Origin of the sequence: Streptomyces sp. NPDC059201 (assembly GCF_042754585.1) — a bacterium.
Classification (GTDB): Bacteria; Actinomycetota; Actinomycetes; order Streptomycetales; family Streptomycetaceae; genus Streptomyces.
The window spans coordinates 207,691-225,314 of record NZ_JBHZBB010000006.1; the positions used below are offsets into that span (position 1 = coordinate 207,691).

Below are 17,624 nucleotides of genomic sequence, written 5' to 3' on the forward strand. Positions count from 1 at the left end.
CTCCACCGTCGTCCCTGGTCAGCGCCCCCACCAGGGATCATGAGGCTATGACGTCATAAGCTGGCTTTATGAGCAGGGAGCGGGACGACAGCGCGGGGGCGGACGAGGGCACGCGGCGGGGCGGCGGTGGCGGCGGTCGAAGGACGGCCGCGGCGGCGATCTCGGCGGCGGGCGGGGGTACGGGCTCCGCCAGGGGTACGGGCTCCGCGGCGCGGGAGCCGGTGACGGCGCACCTCTCGCACCGGGTCCCCGACCTCGGCGCGCTCGAACTGCTGCTCGCCGTCGCCCGGCACGGCAGTCTCGGCGCGGCCGCCCGCGAGGTGGGCATCACGCAGCCGGCGGCCAGCAGCCGGATCCGTTCCATGGAGCGGCAGCTCGGCGTGGCGCTCGTCGACCGTTCGCCGCGCGGCTCCCGGCTCACCGACGCGGGCGTGCTGGTCACGGACTGGGCGCGGCGGATCGTGGAGTCGGCGGAGGCGTTCGACGCGGGGGTGCAGGCGCTGCGCGGGCGGCGGGACTCGCGGCTGCGGGTGGTCGCGTCCATGACGATCGCCGAGTACCTGCTGCCGGGCTGGCTGATCGCGCTGCGCGCGGAGCGGCCGGACACGGCGGTGTCGCTCCAGGCCGGGAACTCGGCGGTGGTCGCGGAGCGGCTGCTCGCGGGGGAGGCGGACCTCGGGTTCGTGGAGGGCCTGGCCGTGCCGGACGGGCTCGACGGGACGGTCGTCGCGCACGACCGGCTCGCCGTCGTCACGGCGCCCTCCCATCCGTGGGCCCGGCGCCGGGCCCCGATCGACCCGGCCGAGCTGGCCGCGACGCCGCTGGTGCTGCGGGAGCACGGCTCCGGCACCCGGCAGGTCCTCGACGCGGCCCTCGCCGGGCACGGCGGTCTCGCCCGCCCGCTGCTCGAACTGGCCTCCACCACCGCCGTGAAGGCTGCGGCGGTCAGCGGAGCGGGCCCGGCGGTCCTCAGCGAACTGGCCATCGCCGAGGAACTCTCCTCGCGCCGCCTGGTCGCCGTCCCGGTAGCCGGCGCCCGCCTCACCCGCGACCTCCGCGCCGTCTGGCCCACAGGCCACCGCCCCACCGGCCCAGCCCGAGACCTCCTCTCCCTGACCCGAGCGCAACCGGGGGGGTGAGCACGGGGACGGGGGCGGGGGCGAGGGCTGGGGCCGGCCTGGGCCCGGGGCTTTCAGCTGCGGCGCCCGGTGGGTGGCGCGTCCGTCGACCGTCGTCAGCCGTACCGGGGCCGGCACCGGGAAATGGCACCGGCACGCGCGCGTGGGGGGTCCGACCGCCGACGGGACGCCGTGCGCCGACGGTCGGCCCAGGGGTCGGGACCGGGGGGCCGACACCTGCGGTGCCCGATGGGTGGCGCGTCCGTCGTCAGCCGTACCGGGACTGGCACCGGCACGCGCGCGTGGGGGTTCGACCCCGACGCACCGCGTCCCGTCGGCGGTCGCCCCGGGGCTGGGGCCGGAGGCCCTACACCTCCGCCGCCCGGTGTGTGATGCGCCCGTCCACGGTCGTCAGTAGCACCGGGACGTCCGGGAGGTCCGAGGGCGGGGTGGTGAGGGGGTTGGCGGCGAGGGTTGTCAGGTCGGCGCGGTGGCCGAGGGCTAGGCGGCCGGAGAGGTGCTCCTCGCCGGACGCGTAGGCCGCGGCCGTCGTGAGGCCGCGGAGTGCTTCCAGCGGGGTCAGGGCCTGCTCGGGGCCGTGCGGCGGCTGGGTCAGGTCGCGGGTGGGGCGGCGGTGCACGGCGCCGGCCAGCACGCCCAACGGGGGGAACGGGGCGATCGGCCAGTCCGAGCCGAGCACCACGGTCGCCCCGGAGTCCACCAGGTCGCGGCAGCGCCAGGCGCGTCCGGCGCGCTCCTCGCCGAGCCGGCGCGACCAGTTGTCGGTGTGGTCGGCGCGGGTGAAGTCGCAGCAGTGGGTGGGCTGCATGGAGGCGATCACGCCCAGCGCGGCGAAGCGGCGCAGGGTGTCGTCCGGGACGGTCTCGATGTGCTCGACCCGGTGCCGTACCGCCGCGTCGCCGCCGGTCGCCCGCGCCTTCTCGACCGAGTCGAGGACGTGCCGGACGGCCGCGTCGCCGATGGCGTGGGTCGCCGTCGCCACCCCGGCGCGGTGCAGCGCGCCGATGATCTCGGTGTACGCCTCCGGGTCCGGCCAGAACGCGTGGCGGGACTCGCCGTGGCAGTCGGGCCGCTCCAGCCACGCCGTGCCGTTGTCGATCGTGCCGTCCATGAAGAGCTTCACGCCGGCGACCTGCCACAGGGCGCCGCCCCGGCCCTGGAGCGCGATCAGCTCCTGGACGCCGTCCGCGTCCGTGCCCGGCTGGCACCAGGGGGCGACGCGCAGCCGCAGCGGCAGCCGGCCGGCGGCATCGAGCTCGGTGAAGAGGTCGAGGCTGTCGCCGTTCGCGTCCATGACGTGCCCGCCGGTCAGCCCGGACGCGGCCATGGCGTCGAGCGCCGTGGCCAGCCGCTCCAGGCGCTCCGTGCGGGTGGGCTGCGGCGCGACCCGCTCGATCAGCTCGCAGGCGGCGTCCTCCTGGAGCAGCCCCGTGGGACGCCCGTCGGCGTCGCAGACGATCTCGGCGGACGCCTGAGTGAACGTACGGGGACCGTCGACCCCGGCGAGTTCGAGGGCGCGGCGGGAGGCGAGCGCGGAGTGCGCGTCGAAGAGCAGCAGGAAGGCGGGCACCCCGTCGAGGACCGCGTCGAAGGGCGCGACGCCGACGGGCTCGTCGCCGAAGACGTTCGGGTCGAGCCCCCACGCGAACAGCCAGTCGCCCCGGCCGAGCCCGCGTACCTCCCGCGCCAGCGCCTCCCGTACGTCGTCGAGGCCGGTGCAGCGGGAGAGGTCGAGGCCGCCGGTCAGCTCGGCCCCGGTCACGGGGTGGACGTGCCCGTCGACGAACCCGGGCGTGACGACGGCGCCCTTGAGGTCGACGACCGTCGTCGTCGGCCCGGCGAGCTCCCGCACCTCGCGGTCGTCGCCGAGCGCGGAGATCCGTCCCTCCTCGTCCACGGCGAGCGCGCTCGCCGCGAGGAAGCCCCCGGTGGCGGGGTCGAGCAGTCGTGCGGAGTGGAGGACGAGTCGGCTGGACACGGTGGTGCTCCTTGCGGTGGTGGTACGAGAAGGGTGATCGCGGCGCCGGTCGCGCGGGGGTGCGCGCGGCGGAACCTCAGTCGTCGGCGGCCGTCACGCCGCTGGCAGCCGCGCCGCTGGCAGCCGCCTCAGCCACGGACTCAGCCCCGGCCACGGACTCAGCCGCTGCCTCAGCCTCAGCCGCCGCCCCAGCAGCCGCCTCAGCCTCAGCCGCCGCCTCTGCCTCCGCCGCCTCCGCCGCAGCCATCGCCGCCGCCCGCGGCACCGCCGCCTCCGCCGCCTCGGTGGGGGAGTAGACCAGCGGCAGGGTGCCGGTCGCGCCGGGGGCGTCCAGGGTGCCGTGGGGCAGGGAGAGGGCGCGTTCGGCCGTGCTGAGGGCCAGGCGGGTCACCGCCGCGGGCCGGTCGGTGCGGTCCGAGTTGGCGTGGGCGCCGAGGCCGTCGAGGACCACGAGGATCTGGATGGCCGCCGACCGCGCGTCGTCCGTACGGAACTCGCCGCGGGCGACGCCGTCCCGGATCAGCTCCTCCAGCCGGTCGTCGGAGGCGAGCTCCATCCGCGTGACCACGTCGCGCAGGACGGGCCGGTAGCGGCTCAGGTGCCGGGCGTTGATCCAGAGGCGGCTGATGTCGTCGTAGGCGTCGCCGGACGACAGCGCGAAGTAGCGCGCGAGGTACTGCCCCGGCGTGCCGTCGACGCGCTCGGCGGGGAGCAGCGTGTCGAGCTCGCCGAGGGCGGCGACCGAGAACGCCTCGGCCACCAGGTCCTCGGCCGAGGGGAAGTAGTGGCTGATCAGACCGGGCCGGACGGCGAGCTCCTCGGCGACGCGCCGCAGAGTGACGCATTCCAGCCCTTCGGTCAGGGCGATCCGCGCGGCGGTCGCCACGATCTCCGCACGCCTGGCCTCGGGTGATTTCCGGATTCGCTTGCGCTGGACGCTTGACGACATACCGGCGATGCTATTGAGTGTGCGACCAATAAGCAACCAGGTGGGCAATCACGCACCGGAGGGCCGCATGGCTTCCACGATCCCCGACCCGCGCCCCGGGACAGAGCGCGCGTCGGCACCCCTGCCGGCCGGCGACCGGCCCGGCCGCATCGAGGCCCACGGCATCGACCACATCCCGGAGAGCGAGCGCCACGGACACCCCCGCGAGCTCTTCTCCGTCTGGGCCGCCGCCAACGTCAACTACCTCAGCCTCGTCATCGGCGGCGCGCTGGTCTTCATGGGTCTCACGCTCGGGCAGGCGATCGGCGTGATCGTCGTCGGCAACCTCTTCTGGCTGCTCACCGGTGTGCTCGCCACCTCGGGCCCGGCCGCGGGCGCGCCCAGCGAGGTCGTCACCCGCGCCCTCTACGGCGTCCTCGGCAACCGCGTGAACAACGCCGTCGGCGGCTGGCTGGTCTCCGTCTGCTACTTCGCGCTCAACCTCACCGCCGCCGCGACCGCCGCCTTCGCGCTCGTCGAGAAGACCGGCGTACCGGCGAACACCCCGGTGCAGATCGCGGTCGTCGTGGTCATCGCCGCCCTCACGCTGGCGATCAGCGTCTACGGCCACGCGATGATCATGAAGCTCTACCTGCCGATCACGCTGGCCCTCAGCGGCGCCTTCGCGGTCGTCGCCCTCGCCGTCCTCCGGCACGCCGACTTCTCGTACACCCCCGCCGAGCCGCTCTCCGGACTCGCCCTGTGGGCCGTGCTGTTCGCGGGCACCACCATGATCGCCTCGGGCCCGCTCTCGTACACCACGAGCGCCGACTTCTCCCGCTACCTGCCCCGCGACAGCTCCCCGCGCGCGATCGTCCTGTGGAACGCGCTCGGCGCGTTCGTCCCGAGCGTCATCGTCTGTTCGCTCGGCGCGCTCGCCGCCACCGCCGTCGACATGTCCGACCCGCAGACGGCGCTCCAGGCGATCCTGCCGGGCTGGTTCGTGCCCGTCTTCCTGCTCGCCCTGGTCCTCGGCACCATCGCGATCAACGCCCTCACCGCCTACAGCGCCGGCCTCGCCCTCCAGGCCGTGGGCCTGCGCGTCCGACGCACCGTCAGCGTCCTCTTCGACGGCGCCGTCGCCGTCGCCCTCACCCTCTACGGGCTGCTGGTCTCCAACTTCCTGGACACCGTCAGCAACGCCCTCCAGGTGATCACCGTCCTCACCGGCCCGATGATGTGCGTCTACGCCACCGACATCGTGCTGCGCCGCAACCGCTACGACGCCGCCGCCCTCGCCGACGAGACCCCCGGCAGCCCCTTCTGGTACACCGGCGGCGTCAACCCGGCCGGCGCGACCGCCCTGCTCGGCGGCCTCGCCGCCGGCGCCCTGTGCGTCGACAGCATCTACACGGGCCCGGTCGCCGCCGCCGTCGGCATGGACCTCTCGCTGCCCGTCGGCATGGCCGTCGCCACCGCCCTCTACGTGGTCCTCGGCCGCCGCTCGGTCGCCGCCACCGCCCTCGCCGCCTGACCGCGGCCCCCGAACAGCGGGGCGGCCGGACCGCCCACCCCGGCCGCCCCGCGCACCCGTCTCAGCCCCGTTCCCGCCTCCGTACGGCCGCCTCCACCAGGCCCCGGACGACCCGCGGGTCCTCGCCCATCTCCGGATGCCACTGCACCCCGAGGGCCCAGGCCGGCTCCGCCAGCTCCACCGCCTCCACGGTGCCGTCCTCCGCGTACGCCGAGGGCGCCAGGCCCGCGCCGAGGCGGTCCACGGCCTGGTGGTGGTAGGTCGGCACCTCCGTCAGCTCGGGGACGAGGGAGGCGTAGAGCGTCCCCGGCACCGGCTTCACCGGGTGCAGCCCCATCACCCCCTCCGCCTCCGCGTGCCCGTCCAGGTGCTGCGTCAGCGTCCCGCCCAGCGCCACGTTGAGCAGCTGCATCCCCCGGCAGATCCCGAGCAGCGGCGTGCCCGAGGCGAGGGCGGCCTCGATCAGCGCCAGCTCCCAGGAGTCCCGCTCCCGCGCCGGCGGGCCGGTCCGCGGATCGGGCTCGGCCCCGTACCGTACGGGCTCCACATCCGCCCCGCCCGCCACCACCAGGCCGTCCAGCCGGGCCAGCACGGCGGCCGCCTCCGCCGGCTCGTCCGGCGGCAGCATCACCACGAGCCCGCCGCCCTCCCGGACGTACCGCGGGTACCGCGCGGGCAGCAGCGCGGCGGGCATGTCCCAGACCCTCCAGCGCGCCCGGTCGAGATAGGTCGTCACACCGATGAGCGGCTTGGTCACGGGGCTGCCTCCTGGGTCTCGCGGAACCTGCGCCGACTCTAGGACGTCCGGCCGGTCAATGGACCCAGGACATACCTTTCACGCCCTTCACGCCTGTCACGCCCTTCACGCCAGGAAGCCCCGCAGCAGCGCCGCCGTCCCCGCGCAGTGCTCCCGCATCACCTCGCGGGCCGCGTCCGCGTCCCCCTCCAGGACCGCCTCCACCAGCGCCGTGTGCTGGTGCTGCGAGTGCTCCAGATTGCGTACGAGGAGCGGGATGCAGTCCAGCAGGTCGTTGACGGTCGCCCGGACCGCCGCGTACCGCGCCGTCAGGCTGGGGGAGTCGGAGAGCTCGGCCAGCGTGAGGTGGAGCAGCGTGTCCTGCCGGCGGTAGTCGGCCAGCGGCGCGTCATGGGTGGCCGCCAGCGCCGCCCGCAGCCGCTCCCCGCCCGCCGCGTCCAGTCCGTGCGCGGCGCACAGCCCGGCCGCGCCCACCTCCAGGACCTCCCGGAAGCGCAGCGTGTCCTCCATGTCGACGGCGGCGATCCGGCGGCGCAGCTCCGCCTCGTCGGGGCCCTGGGGGCGCGGCAGCACGAACGTTCCGCCGTACCGGCCGCGCCGGCTCTCCACCAGGCCCTGCTCCTGGAGCACCTTCAGGACCTCGCGCAGCGTCACCCGGCTGATCCCCATCCGCTCGGCCAGCTCCCGCTCGGCGGGCAGCCGCTCGCCGTCCGGGACCAGGCCCAGGCGGACCACCTGGAGGATCTGCTCCAGGGCCTCCTCGAAGCCGTTCCCGGCCCGGACCGGACGCAGCACGGGCGTCAACCGGTCGCCCGGGCCGCCCGGTTCACTCGTACGGATCACCTTCGCGCCACCCCTTCCCCCGACACTTCCCAAGCAATGGTCTCCCCCCATACCTTAGGGCTCCCGGCAGGCCGAACGAGGAGAGTCGTCCCGTGGCAGACCGCACACCCCCGCTGACCGTCGAGGAACTGCGCTCCCTCGTGGCCGACGGCGAGATCGACACCGTCGTCCTGGCCTTCCCGGACATGCAGGGCCGGCTCCAGGGAAAGCGCTTCGCCGCCCCCTTCTTCCTCGGCGAGGTCCTCGCCCACGGCAGCGAGGGCTGCGCCTACCTCCTCGCCGTCGACACCGAGATGAACACCGTCGACGGCTACGCGATGTCCTCCTGGGACAGCGGCTACGGCGACTTCGCCATGCGCCCCGACCTCACCACCCTGCGCCGCGTCCCCTGGAACGAGGCCACCGCCCTGGTCACCGCCGACCTGACCTGGGCCGACGGCACCCCCGTCACCGCCGCGCCCCGCCAGATCCTCCGCCGCCAGCTCGACCGCCTCGCCGCCCACGGCCTCACCGCCCACGCCGGCACCGAGCTGGAGTTCCTCGTCTTCAAGGACACCTACGAGCAGGCGTGGGACGCCGGCTACCACGGCCTCACCCCGGCCAACCAGTACAACGTCGACTACTCCGTCCTCGGCGGCGGACGCGTCGAACCCCTCCTGCGCCGCATCCGCAACGAGATGACCGCTGCCGGACTCACCGTCGAGTCCGCCAAGGGCGAGTGCAACCCCGGCCAGCACGAGATCGCCTTCCGCTACGACGAGGCCCTCGTCACCTGCGACCAGCACGCCGTCTACAAGACCGGCGCCAAGGAGATCGCCTCCCAGGAAGGCGTCGCGCTCACCTTCATGGCCAAGTACAACGAGGCCGAGGGCAACTCCTGCCACATCCACCTCTCCCTCCAGGACGCGACCGGGACCAACGTGATGGCCGGCGACGACCCGCACGGCATGTCCGCGACCATGCGCCACTTCCTCGCCGGACAGCTCGCCGCGATGCGGGACCTCTCCCTCCTCCACGCCCCGAACATCAACTCCTACAAGCGCTTCCAGCCCGGCTCCTTCGCCCCCACCGCCGTCGCCTGGGGCCACGACAACCGCACCTGCGCCTTCCGCGTCGTCGGCCACGGCCCCTCCACCCGCTTCGAGAACCGCGTCCCCGGCGGCGACGTCAACCCCTACCTCGCCGTCGCCGCGATGATCGCCGCCGGCCTCCACGGCATCGAGCGGGGCCTCGAACTCCCGTCGCCCTGCGCCGGGAACGCCTACACCGCCGACCACACCCACGTCCCCACCACCCTGCGCGAGGCCGCCGAGCTCTGGGAGACCAGCGAGATCGCCAAGGAGGCGTTCGGCGACGAGGTCGTCGCCCACTACCTCAACATGGCCCGCGTCGAACTCGCCGCCTTCGACGCGGCGGTCACCGACTGGGAACTGCGCCGCTCCTTCGAACGCCTCTGAACCCCTCCGAGAGGAACGGAAGTTGCTCCAGGTACTGAACCCGGCGACCGAGGAACTCGTCGCCACCGTCCCCGCCGCCACCCCCGCCGACGTGGACACCGCCGTCACCCGGGCGGCCGCCGCCCAGACCGCGTGGGCCGCGGCCGCCCCCGCCGACCGCGCCCGCCTGCTCCGCCGCTTCGCCGCCGTCGTCGACGCCCACACCGAGGAACTCGCCCTCCTGGAGGTCCGCGAGGCCGGCCACACGATCGGCAACGCCCGCTGGGAGGCGGGAAACGTCCGCGACCTCCTCGACTACGCGGCCGGGGGAGCGGAGCGCCTGAACGGACGCCAGATCCCCGTCCCCGGCGGCCTCGACGTCACCCTCCTCGAACCCCTCGGCGTCGTCGGCGTCATCGCGCCCTGGAACTTCCCCATGCCGATCGCCGCCTGGGCCACCGCACCCGCCCTCGCCGCCGGCAACGCCGTCCTCCTCAAACCGGCCGAGACCACCCCCCTCACCGCGCTCCGGCTCGCCGAACTCGCCCTGGAGGCCGGCCTGCCCGAGCACCTCTTGCAGGTCCTCCCCGGCGAGGGCCCCATCGCCGGGCACGCCCTCGTCACCCACCCCGGCATCGCCAAGATCGTCTTCACCGGCTCCACCCGCACCGGCAAGAAGATCATGGCCACGGCCGCCGACCAGGTGAAGCGCCTCACCCTCGAACTCGGCGGCAAGAGCCCCAACATCGTCTTCGCCGACGCCGACATCGAGGCCGCGGCCGCCGCCGCCCCCATGGCCTTCCTCGACAACAGCGGCCAGGACTGCTGCGCCCGCACCCGCGTCCTCGTGCAGCGGAGCGCGTACGACCGCTTCCTGGAACTGCTCGCCCCCGCCGTCGAGGAGACCGTCGTCGGCGACCCGCTCGACGAGCGCACGCAGATGGGCCCGCTGATCTCCCGCGCCCAGCTCGACCGCGTCCGCTCCTACGTCCCCGAGGGCGCCGAGGCCATCCGCGGCAAGGCCCCCGAGGGCCCCGGCTTCTGGTACCCGCCGACCGTCCTCACCGGCCTCCCCGAGGACGCGCCCTGCGCCGTCGAGGAGGTCTTCGGACCCGTCGCCGTCGTCCTCCCCTTCGAGGACGAGGCCGACGCGATCCGGCTCGCCAACGCCACCCCGTACGGCCTCTCCGGCTCCATCTGGACCCGCGACATCGGCCGCGCCCTGCGCGCCTCCCGCGCCGTCCGGGCCGGGAACCTCTCCGTCAACTCCCACTCCAGCGTCCGCTACTGGACCCCCTTCGGCGGCTTCCGCCAGTCCGGCCTCGGCCGCGAACTCGGACCCGACGCCCTGACCGCCTTCACCGAGACCAAGAACGTCTTCATCAGCACGGAAGGCTGAGCACCCATGACCAGCACCGAAGAGAACGTCTGCCGCCGCCTCGTCGGCCGCACCGCCGTCATCACCGGGGCCGGCAGCGGCATCGGACTCGCCACCGCCCGGCGGCTCGCCTCCGAGGGCGCGCACGTCGTGTGCGGCGACATCGACGAGGTGGCCGGGAAGGCCGCGGCCGAGGCCGTCGGCGGCACCTTCGTCCAGGTCGACGTCACCGACCCGGAGGAGGTCGAGATCCTCTTCCGGGTCGCCCACGACACGTACGGCTCCGTCGACATCGCCTTCAACAACGCGGGCATCTCGCCGCCCGACGACGACTCCATCCTGGAGACCGGCCTGGAGGCGTGGAGGCGCGTCCAGGACGTCAACCTCACCTCCGTCTACCTGTGCTGCAAGGCGGCCCTGCCATACATGCGGCGCCAGGGCAAGGGCTCCATCATCAACACCGCCTCCTTCGTGGCGGTCATGGGCGCGGCCACCAGCCAGATCTCCTACACCGCCTCCAAGGGCGGCGTCCTCGCCATGTCCCGCGAGCTCGGCGTCCAGTTCGCCCGCGAGGGCATCCGCGTCAACGCGCTCTGCCCCGGCCCGGTCAACACCCCGCTCCTGCGGGAGCTGTTCGCCAAGGACCCCGAGCGGGCCGCCCGCCGGCTCGTGCACATCCCCGTCGGCCGCTTCGCCGAGGCCGAGGAGATCGCCGCCGCCGTCGCCTTCCTCGCGAGCGACGACTCCTCGTTCGTCAACGCCGCCGACTTCCTGGTCGACGGCGGCATCTCGGGCGCCTACGTCACCCCGCTGTAGTCCCTAGAGGAAGGTGCGGCCCTCGCCCCGGTAGGTCGGGACCGTGTCCACCACACGGTCCCCCTCCACCAGGCGCAGCGCGTCGAACCGCTCGCACAGCTCGCCGGCCTTCGCGTGCCGGAACCACACCTTGTCGCCGATCCGCAGATCGTCGGCCGGCGAGCCCAGCAGCGGGGTCTGCACCTCGCCGGGGCCCTCCTGAGGGTCGTACCGCAGCCCTTCCGGCAGGTACGGCACGGGCAGCCGGTCCCGCCCCGCCGCGCCGGACGCCGGATAGCCGCCGCCGAGCACGGTGACGACCCCGACGCCGGGGCGCCGCACCACGGGCTGCGCGAAGAGCGCCGCCGGGCGGCCGCTGAAGGACGAGTAACCGTCGAAGAGGCGCGGCACGAAGAGCCCCGAACCGGCGGCGATCTCGGTGACGGCCGCCTCGGCTGCGGTGTGCTGCACGCTGCCGGTGCCACCGCCGTTCACGAACTCCAGGTCCGGCGCCACCGCCCGTACGGCTCCGACCACCGCCGCCCGCCGCCCGGCCAGCTCCCGGCGGGCCACCGCCTGCATCGCCCGGACCGCCCGCGACCGCAGCGGCCGCCCGGCCACCGCGTCCCCGACACCCGCCACATGCCCCTCGTACGCCATCAGCCCGACCAGCCGGAACCCCGGCCGCCGGACCACCGACCGGGCCAGCTCCGCCAGCTGTACGGGCGTCCGCAGCGGAGACCGCAGCGCCCCGATCCGCACCCGGCCGCCCAGCAGCCGCAGCGCCGTGTCCATCTCCAGACAGACCCGCACCTCCTCGGTGCCGCCGGCCCGGGCCGCGTCCACGAGGTCGAGCTGCGCCACGTCGTCGACCATGACGGTGACGGCGGCGGCGAGCTTCGGGTCCCGCGCCAGCTCAGCGAAACCCGCGCGGTCGGCCGACGGATAGGCGAGCAGGACGTCCTCGAACCCGGCCCGCGCCAGCCACAGCGACTCGGCCAGCGTGAACGACATGACCCCGGCGAAACCGTCCCGCGCCAGCACCCGCTCCAGCAGCGCCCGGCACCGCACCGACTTGCTCGCGACCCGGATCGTCTTCCCGCCCGCCCGCCGCACCAGATCCTCCGCGTTGGCGTCGAACGCCTCAAGATCGACGATCGCCAGCGGCGCGTCCAGAGCGGCGGTGGCCCGGTCGTACCGGGCCCGGTCGGCGGCACGGGGAGTCATGGCCCGAGCTTGCCAGACCGTCAGGGGGGTCGGTACCCCTGGGTTCCCGCGCGGCGGGGAACAGCCCGTAGAGTGACGGGCATTGTCGGCAGGAGCAGGGGGCGGGATGACCAACGAGCACAACCCCCGCACACCCCCCCTCCCCCCCACCCCCACCCCCCCCACCAGCGCCCTCTCCACCCTCACCACCACCCTCACCCCCACGCCCACCCCCACGGCTCCCGCGCCCACCCCCGCGACCGCGCAACGCCCCGCCGCCCGGGCCACGCAGCCCGCCGCCGCCCCGGCCGCGCAGCCTCCGGCCCCGCACGCGGCGGAGCCCGCGCCGCCACCGCGCCCGGCGACGCCCCCTCGCTCCGCGGGCCCGGCCGTGCCGCCCCCGGCGCCGCGCCCGGTGGAGCCTGCGACCACGCAGAAGCCCGTGGCCCAGCAGAGCCCGGCGACGCCCCCACGCCCCGCCGCCGGCCCGGCTGTACCGCCCGCGGCTTCCACGCCGCGCCCGCCCGAGTCCGCGACGCCGCTGCGCCCCGCGAGCCAGCAGAGCCCGGCGACAGCCCTGCGTCCCGCCGCCGACCCGGCTGCGACGCCCCCGGCGTCCACGCCGCCGCGCCAGCCCGCGCCCGCGATGCCGCCGCGCCCGGCGTCCACGCAGGACGCCGTGTCCGAGCAGCGCCCGAGGACCGCCCCGCGCCCCGAGATGTCTCCGGCGCCTGCCCTGCCGCGCCCGGCGGCGCCCACGGCCCGGCAGAGCCCGGCGACGCCCCCTCGTCCCGCCGCCCCTGCTGCGCCGCACCCGGCGTCCACGCCCCCGCCCGAGCCCGCGACGCTGCCGCGCCCCGCGACGGCCTCGCGTTCCACCGCCGTCCCGGCTGGGCAGTCCCCGGCGTCCGCCCCGCGCACCGCCGCCGACGCCGCACAACCCCCCGCATCCACCCCGCCGCGCCCATCCGCGACGCCCCCGCGCCCCGCGACCACGCCGCGCCCGGCGACCACCCCGCGCCCCGCCGCCAGTCCGACGGTGCCGTCCCCCGCCCGGCCCCCGCAGCCCGCCGCGGCCCCGGCCGCTCCGCCGGTGGCGGCGCCCCGGCGCCCGTCCGGTACGGCCCCGGCCGCCCCGCCCGCCCCGGCGGAGACCACCCCCCGGCGCCCCTCCACCACCGCCCCGCTCCCGCCGGCGCGGGCCCCGCAGCGCCCGGCCGCCTCCGCCACTGCCGCGCCCCCCGCCCCGCCCGTCGAGACGACCACCCGCCTGCGCCCCGTGCGGGTGCCTGCGTACGACCTGGGGGAGACGGCTGTCGAGACGACCACCCGGCTGCGGCCTATACGGGAGGGGCGGCGGGGGAGGGGGGTGGTTGTCGGGGCCTGTGTGGTGCTTGGGATGGGGCTGATCGGCGGGGCGCTTGCCGGGGTGTGGCTTGCCGCGTCCGGCGGGGGGCAGCCTGCCGAGCCCCCGGGGTACGCCGTCGCCAAGGAGCTCTGGCACAACGCGCCGGTCGACACTCTTTTCCCGCGCACGCTCACCGCCCCGCAGGCGGGCCCCGGCCCCTCCGCTCGCACCTGGACCCGCGTCGTCGTCGCCCCGGACGCCCCCTGCGCCTCCGCCTCCCTCGCCCCCAGGCTGCTCGCCGCGCTGCGGCCCCTCGGCTGCGAGCGCGTGCTGCGCGCCACGTACACCGACGCCACCGCCAGCAGCGTCCTGACCGTCGGGCTCGTCTTCACGCGTGCCGACGTCACCGCTCAGCGCGCCCTCGAAGGCCCCAAGCTCGCCGGGCGCCTCGGGCAGGACGTGCCGCCCTCGCTGCCCGGGCCCGGTACCGTCGCCGCCGGGTTCGGCCCGGGCCAGCGCGCCGGCTGGTGGGTGACCGCCCCGACCGACCTGCCCGTCGTCGTCACCGCCGTCTCCGGCTTTGCCGACGGCCGCGCCGTCGACCGCGCGGTCCCCGCCGACCAGGCCATGAGGAAGGGCCGCACCGACGCCGTCGCCCAGTCCGGCCTCGGCCACGAGGCCCTCGGGATCGCCGAGCGCCTGGAGAAGCAGCTCCGCACCACCGCCCTGAACGCCGCGAAGGAAGAGGAGCAACGGTGACCCGGCCCCGTACGCCCGCCCGGCCCCGTGCCCGCGTCCGCACGGCCGTCACCGCGCCCGCCGCCATCCTCCTCGCCGCCGCCTTCTCCGTGCTCCCCGCCGCCGCGCCCGCCCACGCCGACGCCATCCGGGACCGCCAGTGGGGCCTCGACACCCTCCGTACGGAAGAGGCGTGGCGTACCACGAAGGGCGAGGGCATCACCGTCGCCGTCCTCGACACCGGCGTCGACGCCGACCACCCCGACCTCACCGGCTCCGTCCTGCCCGGCCACGACTTCATCGGCTTCGGCGCCACCGAGGGCGACCCCGCCTGGGCCCGCCACGGCACCGCGATGGCCGGCATCATCGCGGGCCACGGCCACGGCTGGGCCGACGACAGCGGCGTCCTCGGCATCGCCCCCGGCGTCCGCATCCTGCCCGTCCGCGTCATCCTCGAAGGCAAGGACAAGGCCCGCGACAAGGCCCGCAAGACCCGCGGCACCGCCCTCGCCCAGGGCATCCGCTGGGCCGCAGACCACGGCGCCGACGTCATCAACCTCTCCCTCGGCGACGACTCGAAGTCCGCCCACCCCGACCCCGGCGAGGACGCCGCCGTCCAGTACGCCCTCGCCAAGGGCGTCTCCGTCGTCGCCTCCGCGGGCAACGGCGGCGAGAAGGGCGACCACATCTCCTACCCGGCCGCCTACCCCGGCGTCATCGCGGTCACCGCCGTCGACCGCTACGGCACCCGTGCCTCCTTCTCCACCCGCCGCTGGTACGCCACGGTCAGCGCCCCTGGCGTCGACATCGTCATCGCCGACCCCGACCGCAAGTACTACGAGGGCTGGGGCACCAGTGCCGCCGCCGCGTTCGTCTCCGGTGCCGTCGCGCTCGTCCGCTCCGCCCACCCCGACCTGACCCCCGCCCAGGTCAAGAAGCTCCTCGTCGACACCGCCCGAGACCGGCCCGAGGGCGGCCGCAGCGACGCCAAGGGCTACGGCACGGTCGACCCGGCCGCCGCCATCGAGGCCGGTGCCGCGCTCAAGGCAGGCGACCCGAAGAACGCCACCGCCGGCCACCGCGGCCCGTACTTCGGCCCCGGCCCCCTCCCCGCCCCCGAGGAGAGCGGCGCCCCCGGACTCCTCGCCCCCCTCGCCGGCGGCCTCGGCGCCCTCCTCCTGCTGACCGCCCTCGTCCTCCACCGGGCGGGCCGCACGCGCTGACGGCCCGGCGGCCCGAGCCCCGTACCCGGCCCGTTAGGCTCGGGGCGTGGAGCTCAAGAACATCCCGGACCCCGGTTTCTCCGACGACGACGGCACCGCCGACCCGGCGCTCGCCGCGGCACTCGCCGCCTGGGCGGAGGACAGAACCGCGCACGGACCCGTCCTGGACGCGCTGCGCGGCGCCCGGCTCCTCGTCCCCGTCGTCGCCGTCCTCGGCGAGGTCGAGACCGACCCGGAGACGGGGCTGAAGCGCGAGAAGACCAGCGACATGGCGGTGCCGACGCTGACCGCCGGCGACCGGCGCGGCCTGCCCGCCTTCACCTCGATCGCCTCGCTCGCCCTGTGGGACCCGGCCGCCCGCCCCGTCGCCGTCCCCCTCCAGCAGGCGCTCGCCGCCCTCGTCCACGAGAAGGCCGACACCCTGGTCCTCGACATGGCCGGCCCGGTGCCCTACCAGGTGAGCGGCGCCGCGCTGCTTGCCCTCGCCGAGGGCCGCACCAGCACCGACCCGCTGGACGACCCGGCGGTACGGGACGCGGTCCGCGCCGCGGTCGCCGCCGAGCCCGCCGTCCTCCGCGCCCACCTGGGCCCCGGCACCGCCGACGGTACCCTCGCCCTGGTCCTCGCCGAGGACGCGGCCCCCGCCGAGGCCGCGCAGCGCGTGGCCCGCGCCCTGGCCGCCGACGAAACACTGAGGGCCCGCCTGGTGCGGGGCCTCGACCTGGCACTCCTGCCGGTCACGGCCACGCCCCCGGGCGAGCCCTTCTACGTAAAGAAGTGATCCGAGAAGCGATCCGAGCGCTCTAGCCGAGGACCCGCCCCGTGTACTTCTCGCCCGGACCCTGACCCGGCTCGTCCGGGACGACCGACGCCTCGCGGAAGGCGAGCTGGAGGGACTTCAGGCCGTCGCGCAGCGGAGCCGCGTGGAAGGACGAGATCTCCGTGGTGCTCGCGTCGAGCAGGCCCGCGAGCGCGTGGATCAGCTTCCGCGCCTCGTCGAGCTCCTTGTGCTCGTCGCCCTCCTCGGTGAGGCCCAGCTTGACCGCGGAGGCGCTCATCAGATTGACGGCGACGGTCACGATCACCTCGACCGCCGGGACCTCGGCGATGTCGCGGGCCATGGCCTCGAAGTCGGGGGTGTCGCCGGCCGGGTCGGCGGCGGTCGTGGACTCGTTCTGGGGGGTCTCGCTCATGCCCCACACGATAAGCGGGCGCGCGGTTCGCGCCGACCGCCGGGTCCTGCTAACCTTGTGTAACGACCGGCCGGACACCTATGTGCCCGGCCCACAAGTGGAGGCTCCGATCTCCCACCTGACCGCCCTCACGGGCGGCGGGTCACCGGTCAGGTGGCGCCCATCGTTCCGTACGGACGATGGAGCCGCCCGATGTGCGCCCCGCGGTTGACCGTGGTGGTGCTCCGGTTTGTCTTTGGAGCCCCGCCTGTGTCCCGTCCGGGGCATTTTTCATGTTGCCGCGCGGTTGGTCACAGTGATTTGACGTGACGTGTCCGTCCGCCAAGGCGGTCGCGTGGTGCTACCGAGGAGGATCCATCAGCGCCGAGCCCCGCATCAACGAGCGGATTCGCGTTCCCGAGGTGCGTCTTGTCGGCCCCAGCGGCGAGCAGGTGGGCATCGTCCCCCTTGCCAAGGCCCTGGAGCTCGCGCAGGAGTACGACCTCGATCTTGTCGAGGTCGCGGCGAACGCCCGTCCGCCCGTGTGCAAGCTCATGGACTACGGGAAGTTCAAGTACGAGTCGGCCATGAAGGCCCGTGAGGCGCGCAAGAACCAGGCGCACACGGTCATCAAGGAGATGAAGCTCCGGCCGAAGATCGACCCGCACGACTACGACACCAAGAAGGGCCACGTCGTCCGCTTCCTCAAGCAGGGCGACAAGGTCAAGATCACGATCATGTTCCGTGGTCGTGAGCAGTCCCGGCCCGAGCTCGGTTACCGCCTTCTTCAGCGCCTCGCCGAGGACGTCCAGGACCTGGGCTTCATCGAGTCCAACCCGAAGCAGGACGGCCGGAACATGATCATGGTTCTGGGTCCGCACAAGAAGAAGACCGAGGCCATGGCCGAGGCGCGCGAGGCCCAGGCCGCGCGCAAGGCGGAGCGCCAGGGCCTCGTGCCCGAGGCGGCCACCGCCGAGGCCGGCGCCGAGGAGGCTTCGGCCGACACGTCGGCCGAGAACGCCGAGGCGTGATCCGAAGGGGCTGCCCCGGTGGCAGCCCCCGGGTCCCGCCCGGTACCACCCATCGAAGAATTGACGCTCCCGGTCGTCCGGTGCCCGCACCGGGGGGAGCGCCACTGACGAGGAGATA

Annotated in this window: 14 protein-coding genes and 1 pseudogene; 9 read left to right on the forward strand and 6 right to left on the reverse strand. The window is 75.1% G+C overall.

Annotated features, from left to right (window positions below; genetic code table 11):
• Window positions 1–68 precede the first annotated feature (68 nt).
• The gene (locus ACFXMG_RS21080) at window positions 69–1,139 is read left to right on the forward strand and encodes a LysR family transcriptional regulator (protein WP_383825395.1); all 1,071 of its coding nucleotides are present in this window, start codon (window positions 69–71) and stop codon (window positions 1,137–1,139) included.
• 346 nt (window positions 1,140–1,485) lie between these two features.
• On the opposite strand, the gene ACFXMG_RS21085 is transcribed toward ACFXMG_RS21080, so the two are convergent.
• Both ACFXMG_RS21085 and ACFXMG_RS21090 read right to left on the reverse strand, forming a co-directional pair.
• Window positions 1,486–3,117 carry an amidohydrolase gene (locus tag ACFXMG_RS21085; protein ID WP_383825398.1) on the reverse strand — a complete coding sequence of 544 codons (1,632 nt, stop codon included), beginning with the start codon at window positions 3,115–3,117 and terminating at the stop codon, window positions 1,486–1,488.
• A 322-nt stretch (window positions 3,118–3,439) separates the two neighbouring features.
• Window positions 3,440–4,066, reverse strand: a pseudogene (locus tag ACFXMG_RS21090) (TetR/AcrR family transcriptional regulator); the annotation flags it as partial.
• A 67-nt stretch (window positions 4,067–4,133) separates the two neighbouring features.
• Between ACFXMG_RS21090 and ACFXMG_RS21095 the strand changes: the two are divergent.
• Window positions 4,134–5,579: a purine-cytosine permease family protein gene (locus ACFXMG_RS21095; RefSeq protein ID WP_383825401.1), complete on the forward strand. Its 1,446-nt coding sequence runs from the start codon at window positions 4,134–4,136 to the stop codon at window positions 5,577–5,579.
• A 61-nt stretch (window positions 5,580–5,640) separates the two neighbouring features.
• Here ACFXMG_RS21095 and ACFXMG_RS21100 read toward each other — a convergent pair whose 3' ends face one another.
• Together ACFXMG_RS21100 and ACFXMG_RS21105 are read right to left on the reverse strand one after the other, a co-directional pair.
• The gene (locus tag ACFXMG_RS21100) at window positions 5,641–6,336 is read right to left on the reverse strand and encodes a gamma-glutamyl-gamma-aminobutyrate hydrolase family protein (protein WP_383825404.1); all 696 of its coding nucleotides are present in this window, start codon (window positions 6,334–6,336) and stop codon (window positions 5,641–5,643) included.
• Window positions 6,337–6,441: 105 nt separating this feature from the next.
• Entirely contained in the window at window positions 6,442–7,230 is a 789-nt protein-coding gene (locus tag ACFXMG_RS21105; RefSeq protein WP_383825406.1) for a FadR/GntR family transcriptional regulator, read from the reverse strand.
• 41 nt (window positions 7,231–7,271) lie between these two features.
• On the opposite strand from ACFXMG_RS21105, the gene ACFXMG_RS21110 reads away from it, so the two are divergent.
• From ACFXMG_RS21110 to ACFXMG_RS21120, 3 genes are read left to right on the forward strand one after another with little or no spacing between them, the layout of a single operon-like run.
• Window positions 7,272–8,636, forward strand: a complete 1,365-nt coding sequence (locus tag ACFXMG_RS21110; protein ID WP_383825409.1) for a glutamine synthetase family protein — start codon at window positions 7,272–7,274, stop codon at window positions 8,634–8,636.
• A 22-nt stretch (window positions 8,637–8,658) separates the two neighbouring features.
• A complete protein-coding gene (locus ACFXMG_RS21115) occupies window positions 8,659–10,014 on the forward strand; it encodes an aldehyde dehydrogenase family protein (protein WP_383825412.1) in 1,356 nt (451 codons plus the stop codon).
• Window positions 10,015–10,020: 6 nt separating this feature from the next.
• Window positions 10,021–10,809 carry a 3-oxoacyl-ACP reductase gene (locus ACFXMG_RS21120; protein ID WP_383825415.1) on the forward strand — a complete coding sequence of 263 codons (789 nt, stop codon included), beginning with the start codon at window positions 10,021–10,023 and terminating at the stop codon, window positions 10,807–10,809.
• A 3-nt stretch (window positions 10,810–10,812) separates the two neighbouring features.
• On the opposite strand, the gene ACFXMG_RS21125 is transcribed toward ACFXMG_RS21120, so the two are convergent.
• Window positions 10,813–12,015 carry an amino acid deaminase/aldolase gene (locus ACFXMG_RS21125; protein ID WP_383825418.1) on the reverse strand — a complete coding sequence of 401 codons (1,203 nt, stop codon included), beginning with the start codon at window positions 12,013–12,015 and terminating at the stop codon, window positions 10,813–10,815.
• 1,378 nt (window positions 12,016–13,393) lie between these two features.
• Here ACFXMG_RS21125 and ACFXMG_RS21130 point away from each other — a divergent pair.
• From ACFXMG_RS21130 to ACFXMG_RS21140, 3 genes are read left to right on the forward strand one after another with little or no spacing between them, the layout of a single operon-like run.
• Window positions 13,394–14,101 (forward strand): hypothetical protein, encoded by a 708-nt coding sequence (locus ACFXMG_RS21130; RefSeq protein WP_383825421.1) that lies wholly within the window; start codon window positions 13,394–13,396, stop codon window positions 14,099–14,101.
• Window positions 14,098–15,303 (forward strand): type VII secretion-associated serine protease mycosin, encoded by a 1,206-nt coding sequence (gene mycP / locus ACFXMG_RS21135; protein ID WP_383825423.1) that lies wholly within the window; start codon window positions 14,098–14,100, stop codon window positions 15,301–15,303. The genes ACFXMG_RS21130 and mycP overlap by 4 nt, the downstream gene beginning before the upstream one ends.
• Window positions 15,304–15,349: 46 nt before the next feature.
• On the forward strand, window positions 15,350–16,084 hold the full coding sequence (locus tag ACFXMG_RS21140; protein WP_383825426.1) for an SseB family protein: 735 nt from the start codon (window positions 15,350–15,352) through the stop codon (window positions 16,082–16,084).
• Window positions 16,085–16,106: 22 nt separating this feature from the next.
• On the opposite strand, the gene ACFXMG_RS21145 is transcribed toward ACFXMG_RS21140, so the two are convergent.
• A complete protein-coding gene (locus tag ACFXMG_RS21145) occupies window positions 16,107–16,496 on the reverse strand; it encodes a DUF1844 domain-containing protein (RefSeq protein WP_384901785.1) in 390 nt (129 codons plus the stop codon).
• A gap of 305 nt (window positions 16,497–16,801) precedes the next feature.
• Here ACFXMG_RS21145 and infC point away from each other — a divergent pair, with 305 nt between their 5' ends.
• Window positions 16,802–17,506, forward strand: coding sequence for a translation initiation factor IF-3 (gene infC, locus ACFXMG_RS21150; RefSeq protein ID WP_383825432.1), 705 nt, complete (start codon window positions 16,802–16,804; stop codon window positions 17,504–17,506).
• Window positions 17,507–17,624: the final 118 nt, after the last annotated feature.

Excerpts from the sequence above, each read along its gene's own strand:
- ACFXMG_RS21080 (WP_383825395.1), top strand. The coding sequence starts at position 69 with ATGAGCAGGGAGCGGGACGACAGCGCGGGGGCGGACGAGGGCACGCGG.
- ACFXMG_RS21120 (WP_383825415.1), top strand. The coding sequence starts at position 10,021 with ATGACCAGCACCGAAGAGAACGTCTGCCGCCGCCTCGTCGGCCGCACC.
- ACFXMG_RS21125 (WP_383825418.1), bottom strand. The coding sequence starts at position 12,015 with ATGACTCCCCGTGCCGCCGACCGGGCCCGGTACGACCGGGCCACCGCC.
- ACFXMG_RS21105 (WP_383825406.1), bottom strand. The coding sequence starts at position 7,230 with ATGGGGGGAGACCATTGCTTGGGAAGTGTCGGGGGAAGGGGTGGCGCG.
- ACFXMG_RS21130 (WP_383825421.1), top strand. The coding sequence starts at position 13,394 with ATGGGGCTGATCGGCGGGGCGCTTGCCGGGGTGTGGCTTGCCGCGTCC.
- ACFXMG_RS21095 (WP_383825401.1), top strand. The coding sequence starts at position 4,134 with ATGGCTTCCACGATCCCCGACCCGCGCCCCGGGACAGAGCGCGCGTCG.
- ACFXMG_RS21145 (WP_384901785.1), bottom strand. The coding sequence starts at position 16,496 with ATGAGCGAGACCCCCCAGAACGAGTCCACGACCGCCGCCGACCCGGCC.